General features: G+C 75.5%; 20 protein-coding genes. 10 read left to right on the top strand and 10 right to left on the bottom strand.

From position 1 onward, the window contains the following. Window positions 1-12: 12 nt before the first annotated feature. Window positions 13-480, bottom strand: coding sequence for a GtrA family protein (locus ACYVG5_RS14030; RefSeq protein WP_222049907.1), 468 nt, complete (start codon window positions 478-480; stop codon window positions 13-15). Continuing rightward, a complete protein-coding gene (locus tag ACYVG5_RS14025; protein WP_222049908.1) occupies window positions 477-2894 on the bottom strand; it encodes a hypothetical protein in 2418 nt (805 codons plus the stop codon). The genes ACYVG5_RS14030 and ACYVG5_RS14025 overlap by 4 nt, the downstream gene beginning before the upstream one ends. 183 nt (window positions 2895-3077) lie before the next feature. Between ACYVG5_RS14025 and ACYVG5_RS14020 the strand changes: the two genes are divergently transcribed. The 4 genes from ACYVG5_RS14020 (at window position 3078) to ACYVG5_RS14005 (ending at window position 6323) form a co-directional block, all read left to right on the top strand. After that, a complete protein-coding gene (locus tag ACYVG5_RS14020; RefSeq protein WP_460683263.1) occupies window positions 3078-3881 on the top strand; it encodes a TIGR03089 family protein in 804 nt (267 codons plus the stop codon). A gap of 41 nt (window positions 3882-3922) precedes the next feature. After that, complete coding sequence (locus ACYVG5_RS14015) at window positions 3923-4741, top strand: CoA transferase subunit A (protein ID WP_222049909.1); 819 nt, start codon at window positions 3923-3925, stop codon at window positions 4739-4741. A gap of 3 nt (window positions 4742-4744) precedes the next feature. Next, window positions 4745-5413: a CoA transferase subunit B gene (locus ACYVG5_RS14010; RefSeq protein WP_222049910.1), complete on the top strand. Its 669-nt coding sequence runs from the start codon at window positions 4745-4747 to the stop codon at window positions 5411-5413. A gap of 85 nt (window positions 5414-5498) precedes the next feature. Then, a complete protein-coding gene (locus ACYVG5_RS14005) occupies window positions 5499-6323 on the top strand; it encodes a DUF1028 domain-containing protein (RefSeq protein ID WP_222049911.1) in 825 nt (274 codons plus the stop codon). A 2-nt stretch (window positions 6324-6325) separates the two neighbouring features. On the opposite strand, the gene ACYVG5_RS14000 is transcribed toward ACYVG5_RS14005, so the two are convergent. From ACYVG5_RS14000 to ACYVG5_RS13985, 4 genes are all read right to left on the bottom strand, one after another. Continuing rightward, window positions 6326-7480 (bottom strand): acyl-CoA dehydrogenase family protein, encoded by a 1155-nt coding sequence (locus tag ACYVG5_RS14000; protein ID WP_222049912.1) that lies wholly within the window; start codon window positions 7478-7480, stop codon window positions 6326-6328. A 65-nt stretch (window positions 7481-7545) separates the two neighbouring features. Further along, window positions 7546-8061, bottom strand: coding sequence for a 5-(carboxyamino)imidazole ribonucleotide mutase (gene purE / locus ACYVG5_RS13995; RefSeq protein WP_460683262.1), 516 nt, complete (start codon window positions 8059-8061; stop codon window positions 7546-7548). Beyond that, complete coding sequence (locus ACYVG5_RS13990; protein WP_222049913.1) at window positions 8058-9278, bottom strand: 5-(carboxyamino)imidazole ribonucleotide synthase; 1221 nt, start codon at window positions 9276-9278, stop codon at window positions 8058-8060. The genes purE and ACYVG5_RS13990 overlap by 4 nt, the downstream gene beginning before the upstream one ends. Window positions 9279-9309: 31 nt before the next feature. Next, on the bottom strand, window positions 9310-10053 hold the full coding sequence (locus ACYVG5_RS13985; RefSeq protein WP_222049914.1) for an SGNH/GDSL hydrolase family protein: 744 nt from the start codon (window positions 10051-10053) through the stop codon (window positions 9310-9312). Window positions 10054-10154: 101 nt separating this feature from the next. Here ACYVG5_RS13985 and ACYVG5_RS13980 point away from each other — a divergent pair, with 101 nt between their 5' ends. The 4 genes from ACYVG5_RS13980 to pseI all read left to right on the top strand — a co-directional run bounded on the left by ACYVG5_RS13980 (window position 10155) and on the right by pseI (window position 13020). Next, the gene (locus tag ACYVG5_RS13980; protein WP_222049915.1) at window positions 10155-10682 is read left to right on the top strand and encodes a GtrA family protein; all 528 of its coding nucleotides are present in this window, start codon (window positions 10155-10157) and stop codon (window positions 10680-10682) included. A gap of 67 nt (window positions 10683-10749) precedes the next feature. Beyond that, the gene (locus tag ACYVG5_RS13975; RefSeq protein ID WP_222049916.1) at window positions 10750-11412 is read left to right on the top strand and encodes a hypothetical protein; all 663 of its coding nucleotides are present in this window, start codon (window positions 10750-10752) and stop codon (window positions 11410-11412) included. 58 nt (window positions 11413-11470) lie between these two features. Beyond that, on the top strand, window positions 11471-11956 hold the full coding sequence (locus ACYVG5_RS13970) for a hypothetical protein (RefSeq protein ID WP_222049917.1): 486 nt from the start codon (window positions 11471-11473) through the stop codon (window positions 11954-11956). Beyond that, window positions 11953-13020, top strand: coding sequence for a pseudaminic acid synthase (gene pseI, locus ACYVG5_RS13965; RefSeq protein WP_222049918.1), 1068 nt, complete (start codon window positions 11953-11955; stop codon window positions 13018-13020). The genes ACYVG5_RS13970 and pseI overlap by 4 nt, the downstream gene beginning before the upstream one ends. Here the strand turns inward: pseI and ACYVG5_RS13960 are convergent. Beyond that, window positions 13010-14137: a DegT/DnrJ/EryC1/StrS family aminotransferase gene (locus ACYVG5_RS13960; protein WP_222049919.1), complete on the bottom strand. Its 1128-nt coding sequence runs from the start codon at window positions 14135-14137 to the stop codon at window positions 13010-13012. The two genes, pseI and ACYVG5_RS13960, sit on opposite strands and share 11 nt — an antisense overlap. 5 nt (window positions 14138-14142) lie before the next feature. Next, on the bottom strand, window positions 14143-15138 hold the full coding sequence (gene pseB / locus ACYVG5_RS13955) for a UDP-N-acetylglucosamine 4,6-dehydratase (inverting) (RefSeq protein ID WP_222049920.1): 996 nt from the start codon (window positions 15136-15138) through the stop codon (window positions 14143-14145). A gap of 86 nt (window positions 15139-15224) precedes the next feature. Here pseB and ACYVG5_RS13950 point away from each other — a divergent pair, with 86 nt between their 5' ends. Then, a complete protein-coding gene (locus ACYVG5_RS13950; RefSeq protein ID WP_222049921.1) occupies window positions 15225-15956 on the top strand; it encodes a cytidylyltransferase domain-containing protein in 732 nt (243 codons plus the stop codon). 2 nt (window positions 15957-15958) lie between these two features. Then, complete coding sequence (locus tag ACYVG5_RS13945) at window positions 15959-17449, top strand: GNAT family N-acetyltransferase (protein WP_222049922.1); 1491 nt, start codon at window positions 15959-15961, stop codon at window positions 17447-17449. A 30-nt stretch (window positions 17450-17479) separates the two neighbouring features. Here ACYVG5_RS13945 and ACYVG5_RS13940 read toward each other — a convergent pair whose 3' ends face one another. Beyond that, window positions 17480-20440 (bottom strand): AAA family ATPase, encoded by a 2961-nt coding sequence (locus ACYVG5_RS13940; RefSeq protein ID WP_222049923.1) that lies wholly within the window; start codon window positions 20438-20440, stop codon window positions 17480-17482. After that, complete coding sequence (locus ACYVG5_RS13935) at window positions 20437-21585, bottom strand: exonuclease SbcCD subunit D (protein ID WP_222049924.1); 1149 nt, start codon at window positions 21583-21585, stop codon at window positions 20437-20439. Before ACYVG5_RS13935 ends, ACYVG5_RS13940 begins: the two co-directional genes overlap by 4 nt. Window positions 21586-21681: the final 96 nt, after the last annotated feature.

The raw sequence follows: 21681 nt of genomic DNA, 5'->3' as shown, positions 1-21681 counted from the left end.
GCTCCGCACGCATCAGGCCGCCGGGTGCCGGGCCGGCGGGGCGACCTGCCCCGGCTGGTCGTCCGAGGATGCGTCAGGGCGCCCACCCGCGCCCCGACGCTGCCCGAAGAGCACCTTGCTGGCCCCGAAGTTGGCGGCGAACGACAACGGCAGCGACACCAACTTACAGACGAAGGGCAGCCATCCCGTCGTCCCGTGCAGGACCTCGATCAACACCGAGAAGATGATGATCGAGACCACGTACCAGCCGACGAACAGCAGGAACGAGGTCCGGGACCGTTCGGTGGCGAACGCGTACTTGGTGACGAAGAGGTAGACGACGACGACCGCACAGCCGGAGCTGACGGCGTTGGCCAGCCCCGGCGTCGCGCCGAGCAGCACCCCGGTCTGGAAGACCACGAGGTCGACGGCCAGGCCGAGGCAGGAGCCCAGCAGGAAGCGGACCACCTGGTGGACCAGGCCGCGCGGCCCCCCGCTCATCGGGCGCTCCGGCGACGGGCGACCGCACCGGCCAGCGCGGCCAGCACGATGACCCCGACACCGGCCAGCGTGGCCGGGACCACCGCACCGGCACCGGCCGGCTCGTAGGCGAGGTCCAGCCGGCCGCGGTCGACCCCGGCAGGCAGGTCGACGGCCAGTGCCGCGCCCTCCACGGTGGTCACCGGGAGCGGCCGGCCGTCCAGGGAGGCCGTCATGCCCGGGTAGTAGGGGATGCGCAGGGCCAGCGACCCGCCCCGGTCGCCGGTCGAGACGACGTAGCTGTCCATCGGCTGCCCGACCCGGGCCAGGCCCGAGGTCCAGCCGTCCGTCGCGACGCGGACGCCGTCGGCGTCGGTGACCCGGCCCGGCAGCTGGTCGTCCCGCTGGTAGCGCAGCCAGGTGTCGTCGGCCGAGACCTCGGTCCAGGAGTCGGCGAAGTGGTCGCGGACCTCCTGCGGCGCGCCGGTCGAGAGCAGGACGGTGTCGGCGGACATCAGGTCCACCCAGGGCTGCCCGGTGTCGCCGGCCTCGGCCAGCAGCCGGTCCGGCCCGGAGCAGGTGGCGCCCCAGACGCCGCGGCACCAGTGGTCGTTCAGCGCGGCCTGCCAGACGGCCAGGGAGGCGTAACCCGGCTTCAGCCCGGCGATGACGTTGCCGCTGCCGTTGACCACCCCGTCCTCCCAACCCCGGTCGCCGTCGAAGCCCCAGGTGATGACGGTCAGCTGCTCGTCGGGAGCGTACGACTCGGCCCGGTAGGCCTCCACCGTGGTGCCGACCTGGCGGCCGGGGTCCAGCGCCCGGAGCGGGGCCCCGTCGGTGGGCGGGGCCTGCTCGATGGCGTTGGCCCGGTCCTGCAGCGAGACCATCATCTGCTCCCCGATCGGGAAGCCCGCGGCGACGGCCAGCACGACCACCACCCCGGCGGCGGCGGGCAGGACGCGCCCGGCCCCGCGGTCGGCGGCGGGACGCCGGGTGCCCGGCAACTCGAGCTGCCGGGTGTCGGCCGCGACCGGGCCGTTCCCGGGGACGGCCGTCCGGTCGGCCGCCGTCCGCGCCCGGAGCAGCAGCACGACCGCGGCCAGCGCGACCAGCTCGACCACGAGCGCGAGCAGGTGCCACTTGACGAGCACCGGCGCCCGGAACAGCGCGACCGCAGCCTGCGCGCCGGCCAGGCCGACCGCCAGGCCGATCCGGCCGCGGGTGAGCCGCGGCGCGACGGTGACCGCGATGAGCACCAGCAGGGGCAGGAAGACCTCGACGTAGACGAGGTAGCGCACCGGGTAGCGGAAGACCGATACCTGGGTGGGCAGCTGGGTGGCGAGCACGGCGGCCAGCCAGACCAGCCCGGCGGTGAGCACCCCGGGCCGGTGCCAGGCCCGCCGCCAGTCGACGAGGGCGGTCATCGGGAGGGCGACCAGCATGGTCGCCATGGCGGGGACCAGGCCGATGGTCCCGGTCCACGCGCTGGTCTGGCCGAGCAGCGTGGCGCCACCGAGCAGGACGTCGGCCAGGTTGGGCACCGCGAAGCCGGCGTTGCCGATCAGCTCCTCGGGCTGCGGCCGGCCCATCACCGCCGAGAGCTCGACGGTGGACAGCAGCGTGGGCAGGGCGACGACCAGCCCGCCGACGCAGGCCGCGGCCCGGCTCAGCGCCCGGGCGTTCAGCACGCGCCGCCAGGAGCCGTACTCCCGGCGGTACTCCACGAGCTGGCCGACGATCACCAGCCCGGCGAACGGGAAGGCGTAGGGGTTGCCGGACACCAGCAGCGCCCAGGTGGCCAGGCCGGTGACCAGGACGCCGCCGGCCGAGCGGCTGCGCAGGCCGAACCAGAGCCAGGGCAGGCAGGCGGTCGCCCACAGCAGCGGCCACCACGAGCTGCCGTACCAGAGCAGGAAGCCGCTGGACCCGATGCCGACGGCGCCGGCCACGGCCAGGGCGGGCTGCACGCGGTGCTGCAGCAGGACGCACAGCGACCCGGCGCCGAGCAGCAGCAGCATGGCGGCGCCGTAGACCCAGGAGATGGTGAGGAAGTCATCGGAGGAGGCGACCAGGTACTGCAGCGCCCAGTGCAGCGGGTCGAGCACGCCGTACTGCATGTCCGCCACGACGTTGCCGCCCATGCCCAGGTCGGGGTCCATCAGCGGGGGGCGGCCGTCCTGCAGGTTCTGGCCGAGCCACCACGTCATCGGACCGAACTGCGCCTGGGAGTCGTCGAACCAGAAGAAGCGGGGCGCCCAGCGGTGCACGACGGCGAGCTGGAGGCCCTGGACGAGCAGGTAGGCCAGCAGGGCCAGCGCCCAGCGCCCGGCGCCCCGCCCGGCACCGGTCGCCGTCTCCTCCGCGGTGCGGGAACCCGTCGGCGACACGTGCGCACGGTCGAGGACGGCGGCGTGGGAACCGGTTCCTGGCGTCATCTGTCTCGGCTTCCTCGTCCGGAGCGGGGCGGCCCGACCGGCCGGCGCCGCGGCACCGGCGGCCCCCACCTGGTGCAGGCGCGCGGGCCCGACCGGTACTCGTGGGGCGTTCGAGAGCCGACTGTAACCACGCCCGGAGGGGCAGAGGGGCGAACCGGTCCGGTCCGGTGCCACCCTGTCCCCGTGACGCACACCCGTCCCATGGACCCCACCGGACTGCTCGCCGGCGCACTGCGCCGCGACCCGGCCGGCCCGCTGATCACGCACTACGACGACGCCACCGGCGAGCGGGTGGAGCTGTCCGGCACGACGCTGGCCAACTGGGTGGCCAAGACCGCCAACCTGCTGCAGGACGAGTTCGACGTGGGCACCGGGAGCACCGTCGCGGTGGCCCTGCCGGTGCACTGGCAGACCGCCGCGGTGCTGCTGGGCGCGTGGAGCTGCGGCGCCGCGGTGCTCGACACCGCCGCGGAGGACGACGGCCGGCTGGCCGGCGCCGACGTGGTGCTGGCCTCGGCGGACCGGCTGGCCCCGCTGGAGGAGCTGGGGCTCGACGAGCTGCTCGGCCTGTCGCTGCACCCGCTGGGCATGGGTATGGCCGGGTACGCGGGCCCGGCCCGGGACTTCGCCCTGGAGGTCCGGGGGCACGGCGACCACTTCTCCCCCTACAGCCCGCCGGACCCGGCGTCCCCCGGGCTGCTGCTCGGCGGCGTCCAGCTGACCCTGGGCGGCCTGGTCGACACCGCCGCCGAGCTCGCCGGCCGGCTGGGGCTCGTCGCCGGCGACCGGGTGCTGGTCGACGAGCACACCGCCACCGAGGCCGGCCCGGTGGCCTGGCTGCTGGCGCCGCTCTACGCCGGGGCCTCCCTGGTGCTGTGCCGGCACCCCTTCCCCGAGCGGCTGCCGCAGCGCGCAGCCGACGAACGGGTCACCGCTACGCTCGGCGTGAAGCTCGACGGGATCCGCGAGCTGGGCCGCCCCGCCTGACGCGCCACCAGCCCAGCACCCGATGGACGGTGGTCAGCTCAATGGACAAGGTCGTTTCCAGCGCCGGTGAGGCGGTGGCCGACATCGCCGACGGCGCCACCCTCGCGGTCGGCGGGTTCGGGTTGTGCGGGGTTCCGTTCGCGCTCATCGAGGCGATCCTGGAGCAGGGCGCCGGCCGGCTGACCACGATCTCGAACAACTGCGGCGTCGACGACCAGGCCCTCGGCATCCTGCTGTACGCGGGACGGATCACCAAGACGATCAGCTCGTTCGTCGGGGGCAACAAGGAGCTGGCCCGGCTCTACCTGTCCGGCCAGCTCGAGGTGGAGCTGACCCCCCAGGGCTCGCTGGCCGAGCGCCTGCGCGCCGGCGGCACCGGCATCCCGGCGTTCTTCACCCCCACCGGGGTGGGCACGCTGGTCGCCGACGGCGGCATCCCGGTCCGCTACGACGCCGACGGCAACGTGGTGCAGACCAGCCCGCCGAAGGAGGTCCGGGTCTTCGACGGCCGCGAGTACGTGCTGGAGACGGCGCTGACCGCCGACTTCGGCCTGGTCCGCGCCGCGATCGGCGACCGGCACGGCAATCTGGTGTTCCGCGAGTCGGCACGCAACTTCAACCCGCTGGCCGGCATGGCCGGGCGGGTCACCATCGCCGAGGTCGAGGAGCTCGTCGAGCCCGGCGAGATCCTGCCCGAGTCGGTGCACCTGCCCGGGGTCTACGTGCAGCGGGTGGTCGTCGTCGGCGGCGCGGACAAGAAGATCGAGAAGCGCACCACACGCCCCCGGCCGAGCGCGGCCACCCCCCAGTCCGATGCCGCCCCGGCCGCCGCCGGCACCGACGGAATCCAGGAGTCCTGACCCGTGGCCCTCGACCGCGACCAGCTCGCCGCCCGCGTCGCGCAGGACCTGCGCGACGGCCAGTACGTCAACCTGGGCATCGGCATGCCCACGCTGGTGCCCAACCACATCCCCGACGGGGTGCACGTGGTGCTGCAGAGCGAGAACGGCGTGCTCGGCGTCGGCCCCTACCCCTTCGAGGGCGAGGAGGACGCCGACCTGATCAACGCCGGCAAGGAGACGATCACGATCCTGCCCGGCGCCAGCTTCTTCGACTCCTCGCTGTCGTTCGGGATGATCCGCGGCCACGCCATCGACGTCGCCGTCCTGGGCGCCATGCAGGTCAACGTCCGCGGCGACCTGGCCAACTGGCTGATCCCCGGCAAGATGGTCAACGGCATGGGCGGTGCGATGGACCTCGTCCACGGCGCCCGCGAGGTGATCGTGATGATGGATCACGTCGCCCGCGACGGGTCGCCCAAGATCCTGGAGGAGTGCTCGCTGCCGCTCACCGGCAAGGCGTGCGTCGACCGGATCATCACCGACCTGGCGGTCATCGACGTCACCGACGCCGGCCTGGTGTTGCGCGAGGTGGCCCCCGGGGTGACGGTCGACGAGGTCGTGACCAGGACCGGTGCCCCGCTCCAGGTCCCCGACGACGTGCCGACGATGAGCCTGCCGGCCGCTGTCTGAGAAAGGACCCCCCTGCCCCCCACGCCTCGCACGCTCGGCGCGGGCCCCTGCAGGGGGGCCGTGCACGGTCCAGGAACGAGGGCCGATGACCTTTTCCGTCATCGCCCGGGACGCCGCCACCGGCGACCTGGGCATCGCGGTCGCCTCCTGCATCCTGGCGGTCGGCCGTGCCGTCCCCAGCGCCCGGCCGGGTGTCGGCGTGGTGGCCGTGCAGGCGCGCAGCCGGCGCGGGCTGGGCGGGTCGCTGCTGACCGGGCTGGCCGAGGGGCACTCCCCGCCGGACCTGGTGCGCCGGGCGGCGCACTCGGCGGAGGACGCCGACCGGCAGATCGCCGTGCTGGACCCGGCCGGCCGGGTCGCCGCCGACACCGGCCGCGGGTCGATGCCGGTCAGCGGCCACCTGCTCGGCGAGGGCTCCAGCGTGCAGGGCAACATGCTCGCCTCCGACGAGGTGCTGCCGGCGATGGCACGGGCGCTCGGCGACGGCGCCGGGCACGCCCTGCCCGACCGGCTGCTGGCCGCGCTGGCCGCCGGCGAGGCCGCCGGGGGTGACCTGCGCGGCCGGCAGTCCGCGGCGCTGCTCGTGGTGAGCGGGTCGCCGGCCACCGACGAGGACGACGGCGTCCGCACCGACCTGCGGGTGGACGACTCCGGCGACCCGGTGGCCCAGCTGCGGATGCTGCGCAACCTGCAGCGGGCCTACGACGAGCGCGACTACGAGACCCTGGCCCTCTTCTCGCCCGAGGGGGCGCGGGACCTGTACGCCGCGCTCGCGGCGGTGCAGCGCGGCGACCGGGCGGCCGCCCGCGCCGCGCTCGAGGCGATGCGCGGACATCCGGGCTGGTCGGCCTGGCTGGCCGCGATGTCCGGTGACCCGCGGCTGGCCGCGGTGTCCAGCCTGCTGCGCTGACGTCAGCGCAGCAGGCTGCGTGCGATCACCATCCGCTGCACCTGGTTGGTGCCCTCGTAGATCTGGGTGATCTTGGCGTCGCGCATCATCCGCTCGACCGGGAAGTCCTGGGTGTAGCCGGCACCCCCGAACAGCTGGACGGCGTCGGTGGTCACCTGCATGGCCACGTCGGAGGCGAACGCCTTCGCCGAGGCCGACACCCGGGTCAGGTCCGCTCCCCCGGCGTCCCCGCGGGCGGCGGCGACGTAGACCAGGTGGCGGGCGGCCTCGATCCGCATCTCCATGTCGGCGAGCATGAACTGCACGCCCTGGAAGTCCGACACCGCGGAGCCGAACTGGCGACGCTCCCTGGTGTAGGCGACCGCGGCGTCCAGCGCGCCCTGGGCGATGCCCACGGCCTGCGCGCCGATGGTCGGCCGGGTGAAGTCCAGCGTCCGCAGCGCGGTGCCGAAGCCGGTGCCCGGCTCGCCGATGATCCGGTCGGCGGGGATGGTGCAGTCGGTGAAGTAGAGCTCGCACGTCGGCGAGCCCTTGATCCCCATCTTGCGTTCCTTGGGGCCGACGGCGAAGCCCGGGTCGTCGCGGTGCACCACGAAGGCGGAGATCCCGCGGGCGCCCTTGGCGGGGTCGGTGACGGCCATGACCGTGTACCAGTCGGAGATGCCGGCGTTGGTGATCCAGGCCTTGGTGCCGTCGAGCACCCAGACGTCGCCGTCGGCCCGCGCGCGGGTGCGCATCGCGGCCGCGTCGGAGCCGGCCTCCCGCTCGGAGAGCCCGTAGCTGATCATCGACCGGCCGTCGGCGATCGAGGGCAGCACCCGCTGCTTCAGGTCCTCGGAGCCGGACAGGATGATCGGTATCGAGCCGAGCTTGTTGACCGCGGGGATCAGCGAGGCGCTCGCGTCGACCCGGGCGACCTCCTCGATCACGATGCAGGTCGCGATCGCGTCGGCGCCCTCGCCGCCGTACGCCTCGGGAATGTGGGTGGCGTGGAAACCGGCCGCGGTCAGCGCCTTCTGCGCCTCCGCGGGAAACCGGGAGTCGGCGTCGACCTCGGCCGCGAACGGGGCGACCTCCCGCTCGGCGATCTCCCGGACGGCCTCGCGGATCGCCTCGTGCTCCTCGGTCAGCGCGTACGGCCCAGCGTTGTTACTCACCAGTACAGCGTAGGACGGCGGGCGCCGCCGGTCCACGACCTCATCCTCGCGGGTCAGTCCGCGGGTCAGTCCGCGGGTCGGTCCGCCGCGAGGCGCTCCTGCAACTGCGCGTCCCGCGCCACGACGCCGTCGGCCAGCGCGGCCTGGAACCGGACGACCGCCGCCCGCAGCCGGGCGTCGCCGGCAGCCAGCACCCGGACGGCGAGCAGGCCGGCGTTGCGCCCACCGCCGATGCCGACCGTCGCCACCGGAACACCGGCGGGCATCTGCACGATCGACAGCAGGCTGTCGATCCCGTCGAGCCGGTCCAGCGGCCGGGGCACGCCGATGACCGGCAGCGGGGTGGCCGCGGCGATCATCCCGGGCAGGTGGGCCGCTCCCCCGGCGCCGGCGATCACCACCCGCAGGCCGCGGTCGGCTGCGCCCTCGGCGTAGTCGAGCATCCGGCGCGGGGTGCGGTGGGCGGAGACCACGTGCACCTCGTACGGGATGTCGAACTCGGCCAGCGCGGCGGCGGCCGGCTCCATCATCGGCCAGTCGGAGTCGCTGCCCATCACGATGCCGACGACCGGGTTACTCACGCGCGGGCTCCTCGGTGCTCTCCGGCGAAGGCGAACGCCTCGTCGACGACGCCGTCGGCCAGGTAGCGGGCCGCGGCGACCGCGCGGGCCCGCACCTCGGCCAGGTCGTCGCCGAGGGCGGTGACGTGGCCGAGCTTGCGGCTGCGCCGCTGCCCCTTGCCGTACCAGTGCAGTTTGACGTCGGGCCAGTGCGCCATCAGGTGGTGCACCCGCTCGTCCAGCGGCGGCCCGGCCCAGTCGGGCTCGGCCGCCGCGCCGCCGAGCACGTTGGCCATCACCACGACCGGGGCGGTCATCGCCGTCGACCCCAGCGGATAGTCCAGAACGGCGCGCAGGTGCTGCTCGAACTGGCTGGTGCGGGCGCCCTCGATGGTCCAGTGCCCGGAGTTGTGCGGCCGCATGGCCAGCTCGTTGACCACGATGCCGGTGTCGGTCTGGAACAGCTCGACGGCCAGCATGCCGACCACGCCCAGCCGGTCGGCGATCCGGACGGCGAGCTCCTGGGCCGCGGTGGCCAGCTCCTCGGCCAGCCCAGGGGCCGGAGCGAACACCTCGTTGCAGACGCCGTCCCGCTGCACGGTCTCCACCACCGGCCAGACGGCCACCTGACCGAACGGTGAGCGGGCGACCTGCGCGGCGAGCTCGCGCACCATCACCACCCGCTCCTCGGCCAGCAGGGTGCCGTGCGCGGCGATCAGCTCGGCGGCCTGCACCTCGTCGTCCACGACGAAGACGCCCTTGCCGTCGTAGCCGCCACGCGGTGTCTTCAGCACCACCGGCCAGCCGTGCTCGGCGGCGAAGGCGGCGACGTCGGCGGACGAGGCCGCCTCCGTCCAGGCCGGCTGCGGTTCGCCGGCGGCGGCGAGCGCGCGGCGGAGGACGAGCTTGTCCTGGGCGTGCACCAGGGCACCGGGGCCCGGGGCGACCCGGTGCCCGGCGTCGACCAGGGCCTGCAGGTGCTCGGTCGGCACGTGCTCGTGGTCGAAGGTCACCACCGTGGCGCCCGCGGCGAGCTGCTTCAGGTCGGCCAGGTTCCGGTGGTCACCGAGCCGGACGTCGGCGGTGACCAGCGCGGCGGACTCGGCCGGGTCGGTGGCCAGCACGCGCAGCGACTGCCCCAGGGCGATCGCGGCCTGGTGGGTCATCCGGGACAGCTGGCCGCCGCCGACCATGGCGACGACGGGCAGGCCGGTGCGCGGTTCGAGCGGGGCGGCCACGGGAAGGGAGGTTATCGGGACCGCGCGGGGCTCATGCACCGGCGCCGGTCAGCAGGGCCTCGCGGATGCGCCGGCCCGCCGCGTCGGCGACCTCGGGCGTGGGGTGGACGCCGTCCGCGCTCGCCCCGGGAACGAAGGTGCCCGCCGGCGTGCGGACCCCGGTCCAGGGATCGGTGAACGCCCAGCCGCGCTCCTGCGCCAGGGCCGCCAGCCGGCTGTTGTGATCCAGCGCCTCGGCGGGATGCGGGTCCAGCGGCGGGACGGCGGAGAGCAGGACGTCGCCGGCGCCCACCGTCGCCACGATGGCCTGGATGTTGGCCGCACGGGTTGCCCACGGGATGCCGCGGGAGATGTCGTTGGTGCCGGCGAGGACCACCACCACATCGGCGTCCTGGCGTTGCACCCCGGCGAGCATGTCCGCGGTCGTCGCGCCCGGGACGGCCCAGCCACCCCGGAGGTCCAGCGCCGCCCCCTGCGCTGCCCCGACCCAGGACCCGGAACCGGGGAACCGCAGCTCCGGCAGCGGCACCGGACCGGCGGTGAGCGAGTCGCCGACCGCCACGAAGCTGGTGACGGCCGCGGCCGCCGGCGCCTCCACCGGGGCGGGCGACGCCGCGACGCTGCTCGGGGCGGCGACCGCGGCCGGCCCGGCGGGCTGCCGGTCCTCGGCGGCGGGGCTGCCACCGCAGGCGGTGGCGGCGGTGAGCACCGCTCCGCACACGGCGGTGGCGAGGGCTGCGCGCACCCGGGCGGGCCGGCGGGGAGCGAGGTGCATGCGGCCATCCTCGCCCGCAGCGGCTCCCGGCACGACCGCACGCGGGGGCGTCGCGGGTGCGCTCTGCCCACCGGCCCGGTCGGGATCCGTAGAGTCGGGGCGTGACGAGGTGGGCGGGCGCCGGCCGGCGCGTCGGCAGCACCGGGCGCCTCCTGCTGAAGGAGCTCAGCGCCTTCGGTGTGGTCGGCCTGGCGTGCTTCGTCCTCGACATCGGCCTCTTCCAGCTGCTCTACGCCCAGGTCGGGCTGGATGCGGTCACCGCGAAGCTCCTGTCCACCATCGTCGCCACCACCGCCGCCTTCATCGGGCACCGGTACTGGTCGTTCGCGCACCGGGCCCGCACCGGCGTCCGGCGCGAGTACGCGCTGTTCCTGGTGGTCAACGGGCTCACCCTGCTGCTCGGGCTGGCCGTCGTGGCCGTGGTCCACCACCCGCTGGGCCAGGACAGCGCGCTGGTGCTGCAGCTGGCCAACGTCGGGTCCATCGGGCTGGGCACGGCGATCCGCTACTTCTCCTACCGGCGGTGGGTGTTCCCGGCGCCGGCGCACGTCGACGCCGCCCTCTCCGCGCCGGCGGGCCGGCCACCGGCCGCTGCCGGCGAGTCACAGCTGAACCATCTGCTCCGCTGACCACTCGCCGACCACCCGTCGTGTCGCGAAGCGTGCCGGAATGATCGGTCTCGGTAGCGTCCGCCCGGTGTCACAGGTAGCTGCCACCCGCCGGACCCACATCGGGGAACTCGCCCGCACCTACGCCCGGGCGTGGAACGTCCGCAGCGTCGCCGTGGTCGGCAACAAGCCGCTGGAGCCCTCGGGCCCGCGGGCCGGGGCGATCGACGCGTGCGACCTCGTCGTGCGGGTCAACGGCTTCCGCCTGGACGACCCCGGGGACCAGCCCACGTACGGTCGCCGGGCGGACGTCGCCTTCTTCAACCGGGCGCTGCGCGCCACCCCGTGGTTCTTCACCGGGTACCGCGACCGGCTCCACCTCCTGGTGGAACCGGGCCGGCTGCACTGGGAACCGGACGTGGTGCCGTCCTGGTGGCCCGAGGACCTCGGCCACGTGCACGTCGACAACGACGACCTGACCCTGCCGCTGTCGGCCGAGCTGGGGCTGGACTCCACCCGCGAGGGACTGTGGGCGACCACCGGCACCATGGCCGCGTGGTGGGCGCGCACCACGTTCCCCGACGCCCGGCTGGAGCTGGCCGGGTACTCCTTCGTGACCGAACCCGATCAGACCCGCTGGCAGCACGCCTCCGGCGACGACTGCATCGTGGGCCCCGAACACCGCATCGCGCTGGAGTCGGACCTGCTGCGCGGATGGGTGGCCGACGGCCGGGCGAGGATCTGGGAGTGACCGAGGGGCCCGTCCACCGGCTCACCGCCGGCCGCGGCACCACGACAGGAGGAACAGCATGAAGTTGCCCGGGAAGCTGCGCGCCCGCGTGGAGGAGGCGTTCAGCCGACGGCTGGCCGAGCCCCTGCACGCCGTGCAGGGAGACATCGGCGGCATCCACGACCACCTGCACCGCCTGGAGCGCCGGCTGGACGACCTCGCCGGCCGGGACCGGGAGCTCGACGAGCGCATCGCCGAGCAGGCGCGGCGCGTGGAGCAGCTCGAACGCCGGATGGAGCCCGTCGAGCGGGAGTCCTCCTGGTCGGCGAACGAGCTGGCCCGGCTCGCCCCCCAGGCCGCTGCCTTCGAGGCGCGCCTGGAGCAGCAGCGCGAGCGCGCCGAGGTCATCACCGCAGAGCTCACCGACCTGCCCGAGGCCCGCACCCTCGTCGAGGTGGTCCGCGAGGAGCACGCCCGGGTGCGCGCCCGGCTCTCCCTGGTCTCCTCCTACGAGGAGCGGCTCCGCCGGCTGGAGCTCCGGTCGCTGGGCCGGGAGGGCTCATGAACCCGGTACCGGAACTGCTCGCGGCAGCGGCGACCGGCACGCCGTGGATCATCGCCGAGCTGTCGGCCAACCACGACGGCAGCCTGCAGCGCGCGCTGGCCACGATCGATGCGATCGCCGCGACCGGTGCGCAGACGGTCAAGTTCCAGACCTACACCGCCGAGTCGATGACGCTGGACTCCGACCGGCCGGCCTTCCGGGTCACCGACGACCACGGCCTCTGGGGCGGACGGCGGCTGTTCGACCTCTACCGGGAGGCCGGCACGCCCTACGAGTGGCACGAGGCGCTCTTCGCCCGGGCCCGGGAACACGGGCTGGTGCCGTTCTCCAGCCCGTTCGACGCCTCGGCGGTCGAGCTGCTCGAGGGCCTCGGCTGCGCCGTCTACAAGATCGCCTCCGCGGAGCTGCTGGACCTGCCGCTCATCCGGCTGGCGGCCGGCACCGGCAAGCCCCTGGTGATCTCCACCGGGATGGCGAGCCTGGGTGACATCGATGCGGCCCTGTCCGCCGCCCGCTCCGCGGGCTCGGGACAGCTCGTGCTGCTCAGCTGCACCGCCGCCTACCCCGCCGCACCGGCCCAGAGCCACCTGGCCAACATCGCGGTGCTCCGCGAGGCGTTCGGCGTGCCCGTCGGGCTGTCCGACCACACCCCCGGGGTCGGGGTCCCGGTCGCCGCCGTGGCGCTCGGCGCCGTCGCGGTGGAGAAGCACGTCATGCTCGACCGCGACGGTGGCGGGGTCGACTCGGCCTTCTCGCTCGACCAGGTGGAGCTGGCCGACCTGGTCCGCGAGTGCACCGCGGCCGGCGCCGCGGTCGCCGCGCCACCGGCCTTCGGGATCCGCCCGGGCGAGGAGGAGACCGCCCGGTTCCGCCGCTCGCTGTGGGTCGCCCGGGACGTCGCCGCCGGCGAGACGGTGCAGCCGGGCACCGTGCGGTCGCTGCGACCTGCCGGCGGCCTGCCCCCGGGCTCGTGGGAGGACGTGGTGGGCCGCCCGTTCGCCCGGTCCGTCCCCGGCGGCACCCCGCTGACCTGGGACCTGCTCGACGCGCCGGTCAGCCGCTGAAGAAGCCGCGGACCAGGTCGCACACCCGGTCGACGTCGGCGTCGCCGAGCCCGACGAACAGCGGCAGCGACAGCTCCTGCCGGTACCAGCGCTCGGCCACCGGGAACTCCCCCCGGCGGTACCCGAGGTCGGCGAACACCGGGTGCCAGTGGGCGGGCACGTAGTTCACCTGGACGCCGACCCCCGCCGCGCGCAGGTGCTCGAACAGCGCCCGGCGGGCTTCCTCGGGAACGCGGGCCGGGTACAGGTGCCACGCGACGTCGGCGTCGTGCGGCCGGCTGGGCAGCGTCACCTCCGCCACGTCGGCGAGCGCGGCGTCGTACCGCGCACTCAACTCCGCACGCCGGGCGATGAACGCCGGCAGCCGGCGGAGCTGGCTGGACCCGAGGGCGCACAGGACGTCGGGCAACCGGTAGTTCAACCCGAAGGAGTGCACCTCCTGGTGCCAGGGCCCCTCGTCCGGCCAGCGCTGCCGGGCCGGGTCGCGGACCAGGCCGTGGTTGCGGAAGCCGGCGGCCCGCGCCAGCAGGTCGGGCGAGGTGCTGACGACCGCACCGCCCTCGGCGGTGGTCAGGTTCTTCGTGGCGAAGAAGCTCAGGGTGGTCAGGTCGGCGAGGGCACCCACCGGCCGGCCGCGCCACGTGGTGCCGATCGAGTGGGCGGCGTCCTCGAGGAGCAGCGCCCCGGCACCGTCGGCGACCTGCCGCAGCGCGTCCATGTCCGCCGGCGCGCCCGCGTAGTCGACCGCGGTGACCACCGTCGTCCGCGGGGTGACCGCGGCGGCGGCGGCCGCCGGGTCGAGGCAGCCGGTCGCCTCCTCGACGTCCGCGAAGACCACCCGCGCACCCAGGAGCGCCGCGGTCGCCGCGGTCGCGACGAAGGTGAACGGCGTGGTGACCACGTCCTGTCCCGGCCCCACACCGGCCGCCGCGTAGGCGGTGTGCAGGGCCGCCGTCCCGGAGGTCACCGCGACGGCCGGGTTCCCGCCGGTCCACCCGGCGAGGTCGGCCTCGAACCGGGTCACGGCGGGGCCGGTGGTCAGGTAGGGATCGGTGACCGCCCGGGCGACCGCCGCGACGTCCGACTCGTCGACCGACTGCCGGGCGTACGGGAGCACGTCGCTCAGTCCAGCGCGGCGACGAGCTCGCGGAGCTCCTCGACGCCGATCAGGAGGTCGTTGGTGTCCGAGCGGTACGCCGACCCGTCCGGCACCGGCTCACCGGCCGGCGGCTCGTAACCCCAGCCGGCCAGGTAGGGGGTGATCACGTACCGGTTGCCGGTGCGCAGCGTCCGGCGCGAGTCGTCGGCCGCGATCATCTCCTCGTGCAGCTTCTCCCCCGGCCGGATGCCCACGTCCACGGTGTCCGCACCGGGCGCGATCGCCTCGGCGAGGTCGATCAGCTTGCTGCTGGGGATGCGCGGCACGTACAGCTCCCCGCCCACCATCACGTCGAGGGACTCGACCACGAAGTCGACGGCCTGCGGGAGGGAGATCCAGAACCGGGTCATCCGCCGGTCGGTGATCGGCAGCGGCTTCCCCTCGGCGGCCAGCCGGCGGAAGAACGGGATGACGCTCCCCCGGCTGCCCAGCACGTTGCCGTACCGGACCACGCTGAACCGGGTCCGCTGGTGGGCCGCGTAGTGGTTGGCCGACACGAACAGCCGGTCGGCGCAGAGCTTGGTCGCGCCGTACAGGTTGATCGGGCTCGACGCCTTGTCCGTGGAGAGCGCGACCACCTTCTCCACCCCGGTGTCGATGGCCGCCTCGACCACGTTCTCCGACCCGTTGACGTTGGTGCGGATGTACTCCACGGGGTTGTACTCGGCCGTGTCCACCTGCTTGAGGGCGGCGGCGTGGACGACGACGTCGACGCCGTGCATCGCCCGGCGCAGGCGCTCCCGGTCCCGGATGTCGCCGATGAACCAGCGCAGCCGGGCGTCGTCGCCGAACCGGGACCGCATGTCCGACTGCTTCAGCTCGTCCCGGCTGAACACCACCACCCGTCGCGCACCCAGGTCCAGGGCGCGCTGCACGAAGGCGTTGCCGAAGGAGCCCGTGGCTCCGGTGACGAGGACGGAGGCCCCCTGGAGGGACGACTGACCAGCCGGCTCGTTCACGTGCCACCCCTCGCCATCGGTTGCTCGTCGCCAGCGGATCGTGTCACAGCGCGACCGGCGCCGTTCTCCTCGGGCAGGATGGCGGCGTGCGGGTTGCAGCGGTCGTCCAGGCCCGGATGGGCTCCACCCGGCTGCCCGGGAAGGTCCTGCGTCCGCTGGGCGGCCGCCCGGTCCTGTCGTGGGTCCTCCGGGCCGTCGAGGCCAGCGGGTGCGCCGACGAGGTCGTGGTCGCGACGACGGTGCTGCCGGAGGACGACCCGGTGGAGCAGTGGGCGCGCGAGTCCGGCGTCGCCGTCGTGCGCGGCTCCGCCGACGACGTCCTGGCGCGCTACCTGGACGCGCTGGCCGCGCACCCGGCCGACGCGGTGGTGCGGCTGACCGCCGACTGCCCGCTCCTGGACCCGGCCCTGCTCCGTGGCGTCGTCGCCCTGTGGCGGTCCGCCCCGGACGCCTACGACTACGTGGCGACCACCCTGGAGCGGACCCTGCCCCGCGGGCTCGACGTCGAACTGGTCAGCGCCCCTGCCCTCCGGCGGGCGGGAGCCGGGGCCGGGGGTCACCACCGGGCGCACGTGACGTCCTACGTCTGGAGCCGGCCGGACCTCTTCCGGCTGGGCGGGCTGGTGGTCCGGCCGGCCGCGGCCGATCTGCGGGTCACCCTGGACACCGCCGAGGACGCGGCCCTGCTCGACGCTCTCGTCGCCCGCCTCGGGGACGCCCCGCCCGACTGGCGGGAGCTCGTCGGCGTGCTCCGGTCCAGCCCGGACCTGGTCGCGCTCAACGCGGCCGTCCAGCAGAAGGAACTCGAGGAGGGCTGAGCGTGGCACCGCTGGCCTTGCTGCGCTGCGACGCGGTCCCCGCCACGGGGGTCGGCCACCTCGTCCGGTGCCTCGCCGTCGCCGAGGCGGCGGCCGCCGCCGGGTGGCGGGTGCTGCTCGTCGGCGAGGTGAGCGCTCCGCTGGCCGTGCAGCTGGTCGCGGCGGCCGGGCTGTCCGTGCACCCGGCCGGCACCGGACCGCTGGACGAGCTGGCGGCGGGCCTGGGCGCGCGGGTCGTCCACCTCGACCACTACGCGGTCGCCGGTCCACCGCCCGGCGACCCGGCCGCCGGCGACCTGCTGGTCAGCTCCGTCCAGGACGGCCGGCACGGGCGGCGGGACGCCCACGTCGTGGTGGACGCCTCCTCCCTCGCCGAGGTCACCGCCGCCGTCGTCCCCGCGGCCCGGGTGCGCCTCACCGGGCCGCGACAGGCGCTGCTCCGCGAGCAGGTGCGGCACGCCGCCGCGCGGCGACGGGCGGACCGCGCTGCCTCCTCCCGGGTGCTGGTGGTGGCCGGTGGGACGGATGCGGCCGGGATCGTCCCCCGCCTGGCGGCCATCGCGGTCGAGGCGGTCGCGGACCCGTCGGTCGAGATCCTGGTGCTCGATCCCGCGGCCACCGGAACGTCCCGCACTCCCGGCGGCGTGGTGCGCCGTCCGCCGGGGGCGGACCTGGTCGAGCTGGCCGCCGGCTCCCGCCTGGTGATCACGGCGAGCGGCACGACGACGAGCGAGCTGGCGGTGCTCGGGGTCCCGATGGCCGTGGTGCGCGCGGTGGACAACCAGGAGGAAACCTACTCCCGGCTGGTGTCGGCCGGTGCCGCCCTGGGGCTCGGCTCTGCCGCGGACCTCGACCGGGACCGGGACCGGCTGGTGCAGTCGCTGCGCGGGCTGGTCCACGACCGTGTCCGGCTGGCCGCCCTCTCCGAGGCAGCCGGCGCGCAGGTCGACGGCGCCGGCGCCGACCGGCTGGTGGCGGCGTGGACGTCGGTGCTCGACGGGCGCAGCGCACCCGGGGCACGAGGCTGGTGGGTGGGCCCGGCCCGGGCGTCGGACGGCGACCTGCTGTTCCGCTGGCGGAACGACCCGGAGACCAGGGCACGCTCGCTGACCACCGAGGCCGTTCCACGGGCCGGGCACGAGGCGTGGCTGACCGGTGTGCTCGCCGATCCGGATCGATCGCTGCTGATGGTCGGCCGCGGCGACGCCCGCGTGGGCACGGTGCGCTTCGACCGACGCGCCACGGAGACCTGGGAGGTGTCGATCACGATCGCGCCGGAGCAGCGTGGCCGGGGACGGGCACGGACCGTCCTGGCGTGCGGGGAGGAGTTCCTGGCCTGCCGGGTGGCGGGCCGGCCGACGGTGGTCGCCCAGGTACGACCGGACAACCACGCCTCCCGGGCCCTCTTCGCCGCCGCCGGCTACCGCGCCACCGGGCTCGGCGACCCGGCGACCGGCTCGGTGGACCGCTGGGAGAAGCCCCTGCCGGTGTGACGGCGGCAGGGCTCGCACCGGTCGGGGCCGTCAGGCCGCGAGGCGCGAGCCGTGCCGCCCGGCGATGACCTCGACCCGGCTGCCGATGCGCGTGCGCAGCTCCTCGACGTGGCTGATCAGGCCGACCGTGCGGCCACCCCGCCGCAGCTCGTCGAGCACCGTCATCACCGCGTCGAGGGCCAGCGGGTCGAGGGTGCCGAAGCCCTCGTCGACGAAGAGGGTGTCCAGCTGCACCCCGCCGCTCTCCGCGGTGACCACGTCGGCCAGACCCAGGGCGAGGGCGAGAGAGGCCATGAAGCTCTCCCCGCCGGAGAGGGTCTTGGTCGGCCGACGGACGCCGGTGTACTCGTCGAGGACGTCGAGCCCGAGCCCGCCGCGGGCACCGTGCCGGCCCTGTGCGTCACTGTGCACGAAGGTGTACCGGCCGCCGGACATGTGCTGCAGCCGCCGGCTGGCCACCGAGGCGACCTCCTCCAGGCGGGCAGCGAGCACGAAGGACTGCAGCCGCATCTTCAGCTGGTTCGAGCCGCGGCCGTTGACCAGGTCCGCGAGGGCGGTGACCTGGTCCGACCAGGCCCGCCGCTCGTCGAGCTCGACGTCGACGGCGGTGACCTCGCCGGCCAGCGCGTCCAGCGCCGCGGCACATCCGGCGGCGTGCTCGGCCGCCGTCACGGCCGCCTCGCGCGCCGTGGTGGCGTGCCGGCAGGCCACCTGCGCGGCGTCGAGGTCGGGCCGCGGGCCCAGGTCGGCGAGGTCGGGCTCGGCGAGGGTGGCGCTCACCGCGACCAGCTGGTGGTCGTGCTCCTCGACCTGCCGGGCGAGGGCACCGAGGCGGCTGCGGTCGAGCAGTGCGTCGGCCGCGGCCGGCACGTCGGCGAAGCCGCCCTCGGCGGCCCGCTCCTCGGCCGTCCGACGGGCGCTGTCGGCCGCGGTGCGGACCCGCAGCTCGGCATCGGCCGCCGCCACCAGCGCCTCGCACCGCTCGGCCTCGGCGACCAGGCGGTCGATGCGTCCTGGGAGGTCGGCATCGTCGGCGCAGGCGGCGACGAGCCGGCCGCGCACCTCGGTGCAGGCGGCGACGGTTGCGGCCGCCTCGGCCCGGGTGCGCTCCAGCAGCGCCCGGTCGTCGGCGACCGTCCGCTGGGTGGCATCGCGCCGGGCGGCCAGCTCGGCCAGCTCCGCGCGGGCCTGCGCCAGACCGGTGGCGAGCCCGGCCGCGGCCGACTCCGCCGCCCGGGCGTCGACCAGCTGCTCGCGGAGCGCCGGCAGCGGCACTGCACCGGCGCGGGCCTGGTGCGCGGTCAGCTCGCCCTGCGCGGCCTCCCGGACGACGCGGGCCGCGGTGACCCGCTGCTCGGCGCGCTCGACGTCCTGACGGGCGCGCTCCTCGTCCTCGGCGGTCACGGCGGACCCGTGCGCGGTGGCCGGCCCCGGGTGCTCGGTGGCTCCGCAGACCGGGCAGTCGGCGCCGTCGCGGAGCTGGGCGGCGAGCTCGGCGGCCATGCCGTCCAGCCGGGCGGTACGCAGGGCGGCCAGCCGGTCGCGGGCGTCCAGCCAGGCCTCCCGGGCGTCCTGCTCGGCCTGCCGCCCGGCGGCGACCTGGTCGGTGAGCGCCGCGGCGGCCTCGGCGGCGGCCACGGCGGCGGCCAGGGCCCGCGCGCCGGCGGTCAGCCCGGGCAGCCGGGCGGCAGCCTCCTGGGCGGCCGCGACCGCGGCCTCCTGGGTACTGATCCGACCGGGCCAGCCGGCCAGTTCCTCGCTGCCCTGCCGCACCCGCTGCTCGAGGTCGGTGACGGTGCGGGCCAGCCGGGCGCCGGCGCGATCCAGCTCCTCGGCGCGGTCGACCTCGGGGAGCAGCGCCCGCGCTGCGGCGGCCTCGTCGCGGAGCCCGCGGGACACCAGCGTGTCGGCGTCCCGCCCGGCGGCGACGGCGGCCCAGGCCCGCTCGGTCCGCTGCAGGGCGTCGGCGGCCTCCTCGGCGGCGAGCGCGGTGCGCCCGGCGGCCTCCAGTGCATCGCGCAGCGGCTCGGCCCGCCGGCCGGCGTCCAGCAGCGCGCGGAGGCCGACGAGCCCGGACTCGGCGGCGGTCAGCCGCTCGAACTCGCGGCGGGCCCGCTCGCGGCGGACGTGCCGTTCCTCGAGGGTGCGGGCGGCAGCCAGCGCGCGGTCCTCCTCCGCGACCAGCTCCGCCGCCTTCTCGGCCTCGGCCCGGGCCGACGCGCGGCGCGCCTCGGCCGCGGCGCGGACAGCGGCCACCCAGGGCGCGACCCGGGCCCCGGCGGCGGCGCCGACCAGCTCCGGCGCCAGGTGCTCCGGCACCTCCACGTCGGCGACCTGGGCGACGCGGGCGATCAGCGTGCTCATCCGGACCCGCACGTCCTCGAGCTCCTGGCGCGCGGACTGGCGTTCCGTGGCGAGCCAGTCCTCGGCGCGGGCGAACCGGCCGACGTCGAACAGGGTGCGGAGCAGGCGCCCCCGTTCTTCCGGCTCGGCACGCAGGAAGCGGGCGAAGTCGCCCTGCGGCAGCAGCACGACCTGGCAGAACTGCTCGGCCGACAGACCGAGCCGGGTGCGCAGGTGCTCGGAGCCCTCGTCGATCCGCGTGCTGACCGGCTCCCAGCCGTCAGCGGTCAGCCGCTGGACGGTGAGCCTGGCCTGCTCGGTGGTCCAGCCGGCACCCCGCAGCTTGGGCCGCTGCTGCTCGGGGCGGCGGACGACCAGCAGCCGCTCCCCGCCCAGCGTCAGCTCGCACCGCACCTCGGTGCGCACGCTGGGACCGGCGTGGTCGCTGCGCAGCCGGCGCTCCTCGCCGCGAGCGCCGGGGACGGTGCCGTAGAGGGCGAACACGACCGCATCGAGCAGCGTGGTCTTACCCGCCCCGGTGGGCCCCCACAGCAGGAAGAGCCCGTCCCGCCCGACCTCGTCGAAGTCGACGGTGACGGTGTCGACGAACGGGCCGAACGCGGTGACCTCGAGCCGGTGCACCCTCATCGGGCGGCCTCCTCGCGGCCGGCGGTGAGCAGGGCGCGGCCCAGCAGCTCCCGCTCGGCCTCGCTCGGCTCCCGGCCACGGACGTGCTGCACGAACTCCCCGGCGACCTGCACGTCGGTGCGGCCGGCCAGCCGCTCGGCGTAGCTGCGCCCGTCGGCGACCGCACCGCTGCCGGCCCATTCCAGGTGGACGCAGTGCGGAAAGCGGGCCTGCAGCTTGCGCATCGGGTCGACCGGCCGGACCGGGTCGGTCAGCCGCACGGACACGAAGTGGGCCGCCATGCCGGCGTGCGCCGGGTCGCTGAGCAGCGTGTCGAGCTCGCCGGTGAGCACGGCCAGCCGCCGCGGGGCCGGCAGAGGCACGGCGCGGACCTCGGCCAGCCCGCCGGCGTCGAGGTCGACCAGCCACGCCTGCTTGTGGTGGCCCGCCTCGCCGAAGGAGTAGGCGAGCGGGGAACCGCTGTAGCGCACCCGTGGGCTGAGCGTCTGCGGCCGGTGCAGATGCCCCAGAGCCACGTAGTCAACACCGTCGAAGACCGCGGCGGGCACCAGGTCGACACCGCCGACGCAGATGTCGCGCTCGCTGTCGCTGGGCAGCCCACCGCCGACGAACGCATGCGCCAGGACGACCGAGCGGGTGCCCGGCCGGAGGAACAGGTCGGCGCGCACCCGGTCCATCGCCGCGCCGAGCACCGCCTCGTGGCTGCGCCCCTCGACCAGCCCGAGCTCGTGCCGGGCGATGTCGGGCTCGAGGTAGGGCAGCCCGTAGACGGCGACGTCGCCGTGCTCGTCGGCCAGCAGCACCGGCTCGTCGAGCAGCGGCGTCGCGGCGCGCACGTGCACCCCGCTGACCGCCAGCAGCCCGGAGGCGAAGCCCAGCCGGCGGGCCGAGTCGTGGTTGCCGGGGGTGAGCACGACCGCCGCACCGGCCGCCCGCAGCCGGGTGAGCACCCGGTCCAGGACGGCGGTGGCATCGGCCGAGGGGACGGCGCGGTCGTACACGTCACCGGCGACCAGGACGGCGTCGACGCCCTCGGCGGCGACCACCTCGGCGAGGCCGCTCAGCACCGCCTCCTGCTCCACGAGCAGGTCGGTGCCGTGCAGGGACCGGCCGAGATGCCAGTCCGACGTGTGCAGGAGGCGCATGCCGCGGACGTTAGGTGGGCCCACCGACAGAACCGGCCCACCACGCCGGAACGGACCGGTCACACGGCGCGGTGGTGGCAGCGGCCGGGCGGGTCG

This window comes from Modestobacter lapidis (assembly GCF_054780755.1).
This window is presented reverse-complemented; position numbering and strand designations above follow the sequence as displayed.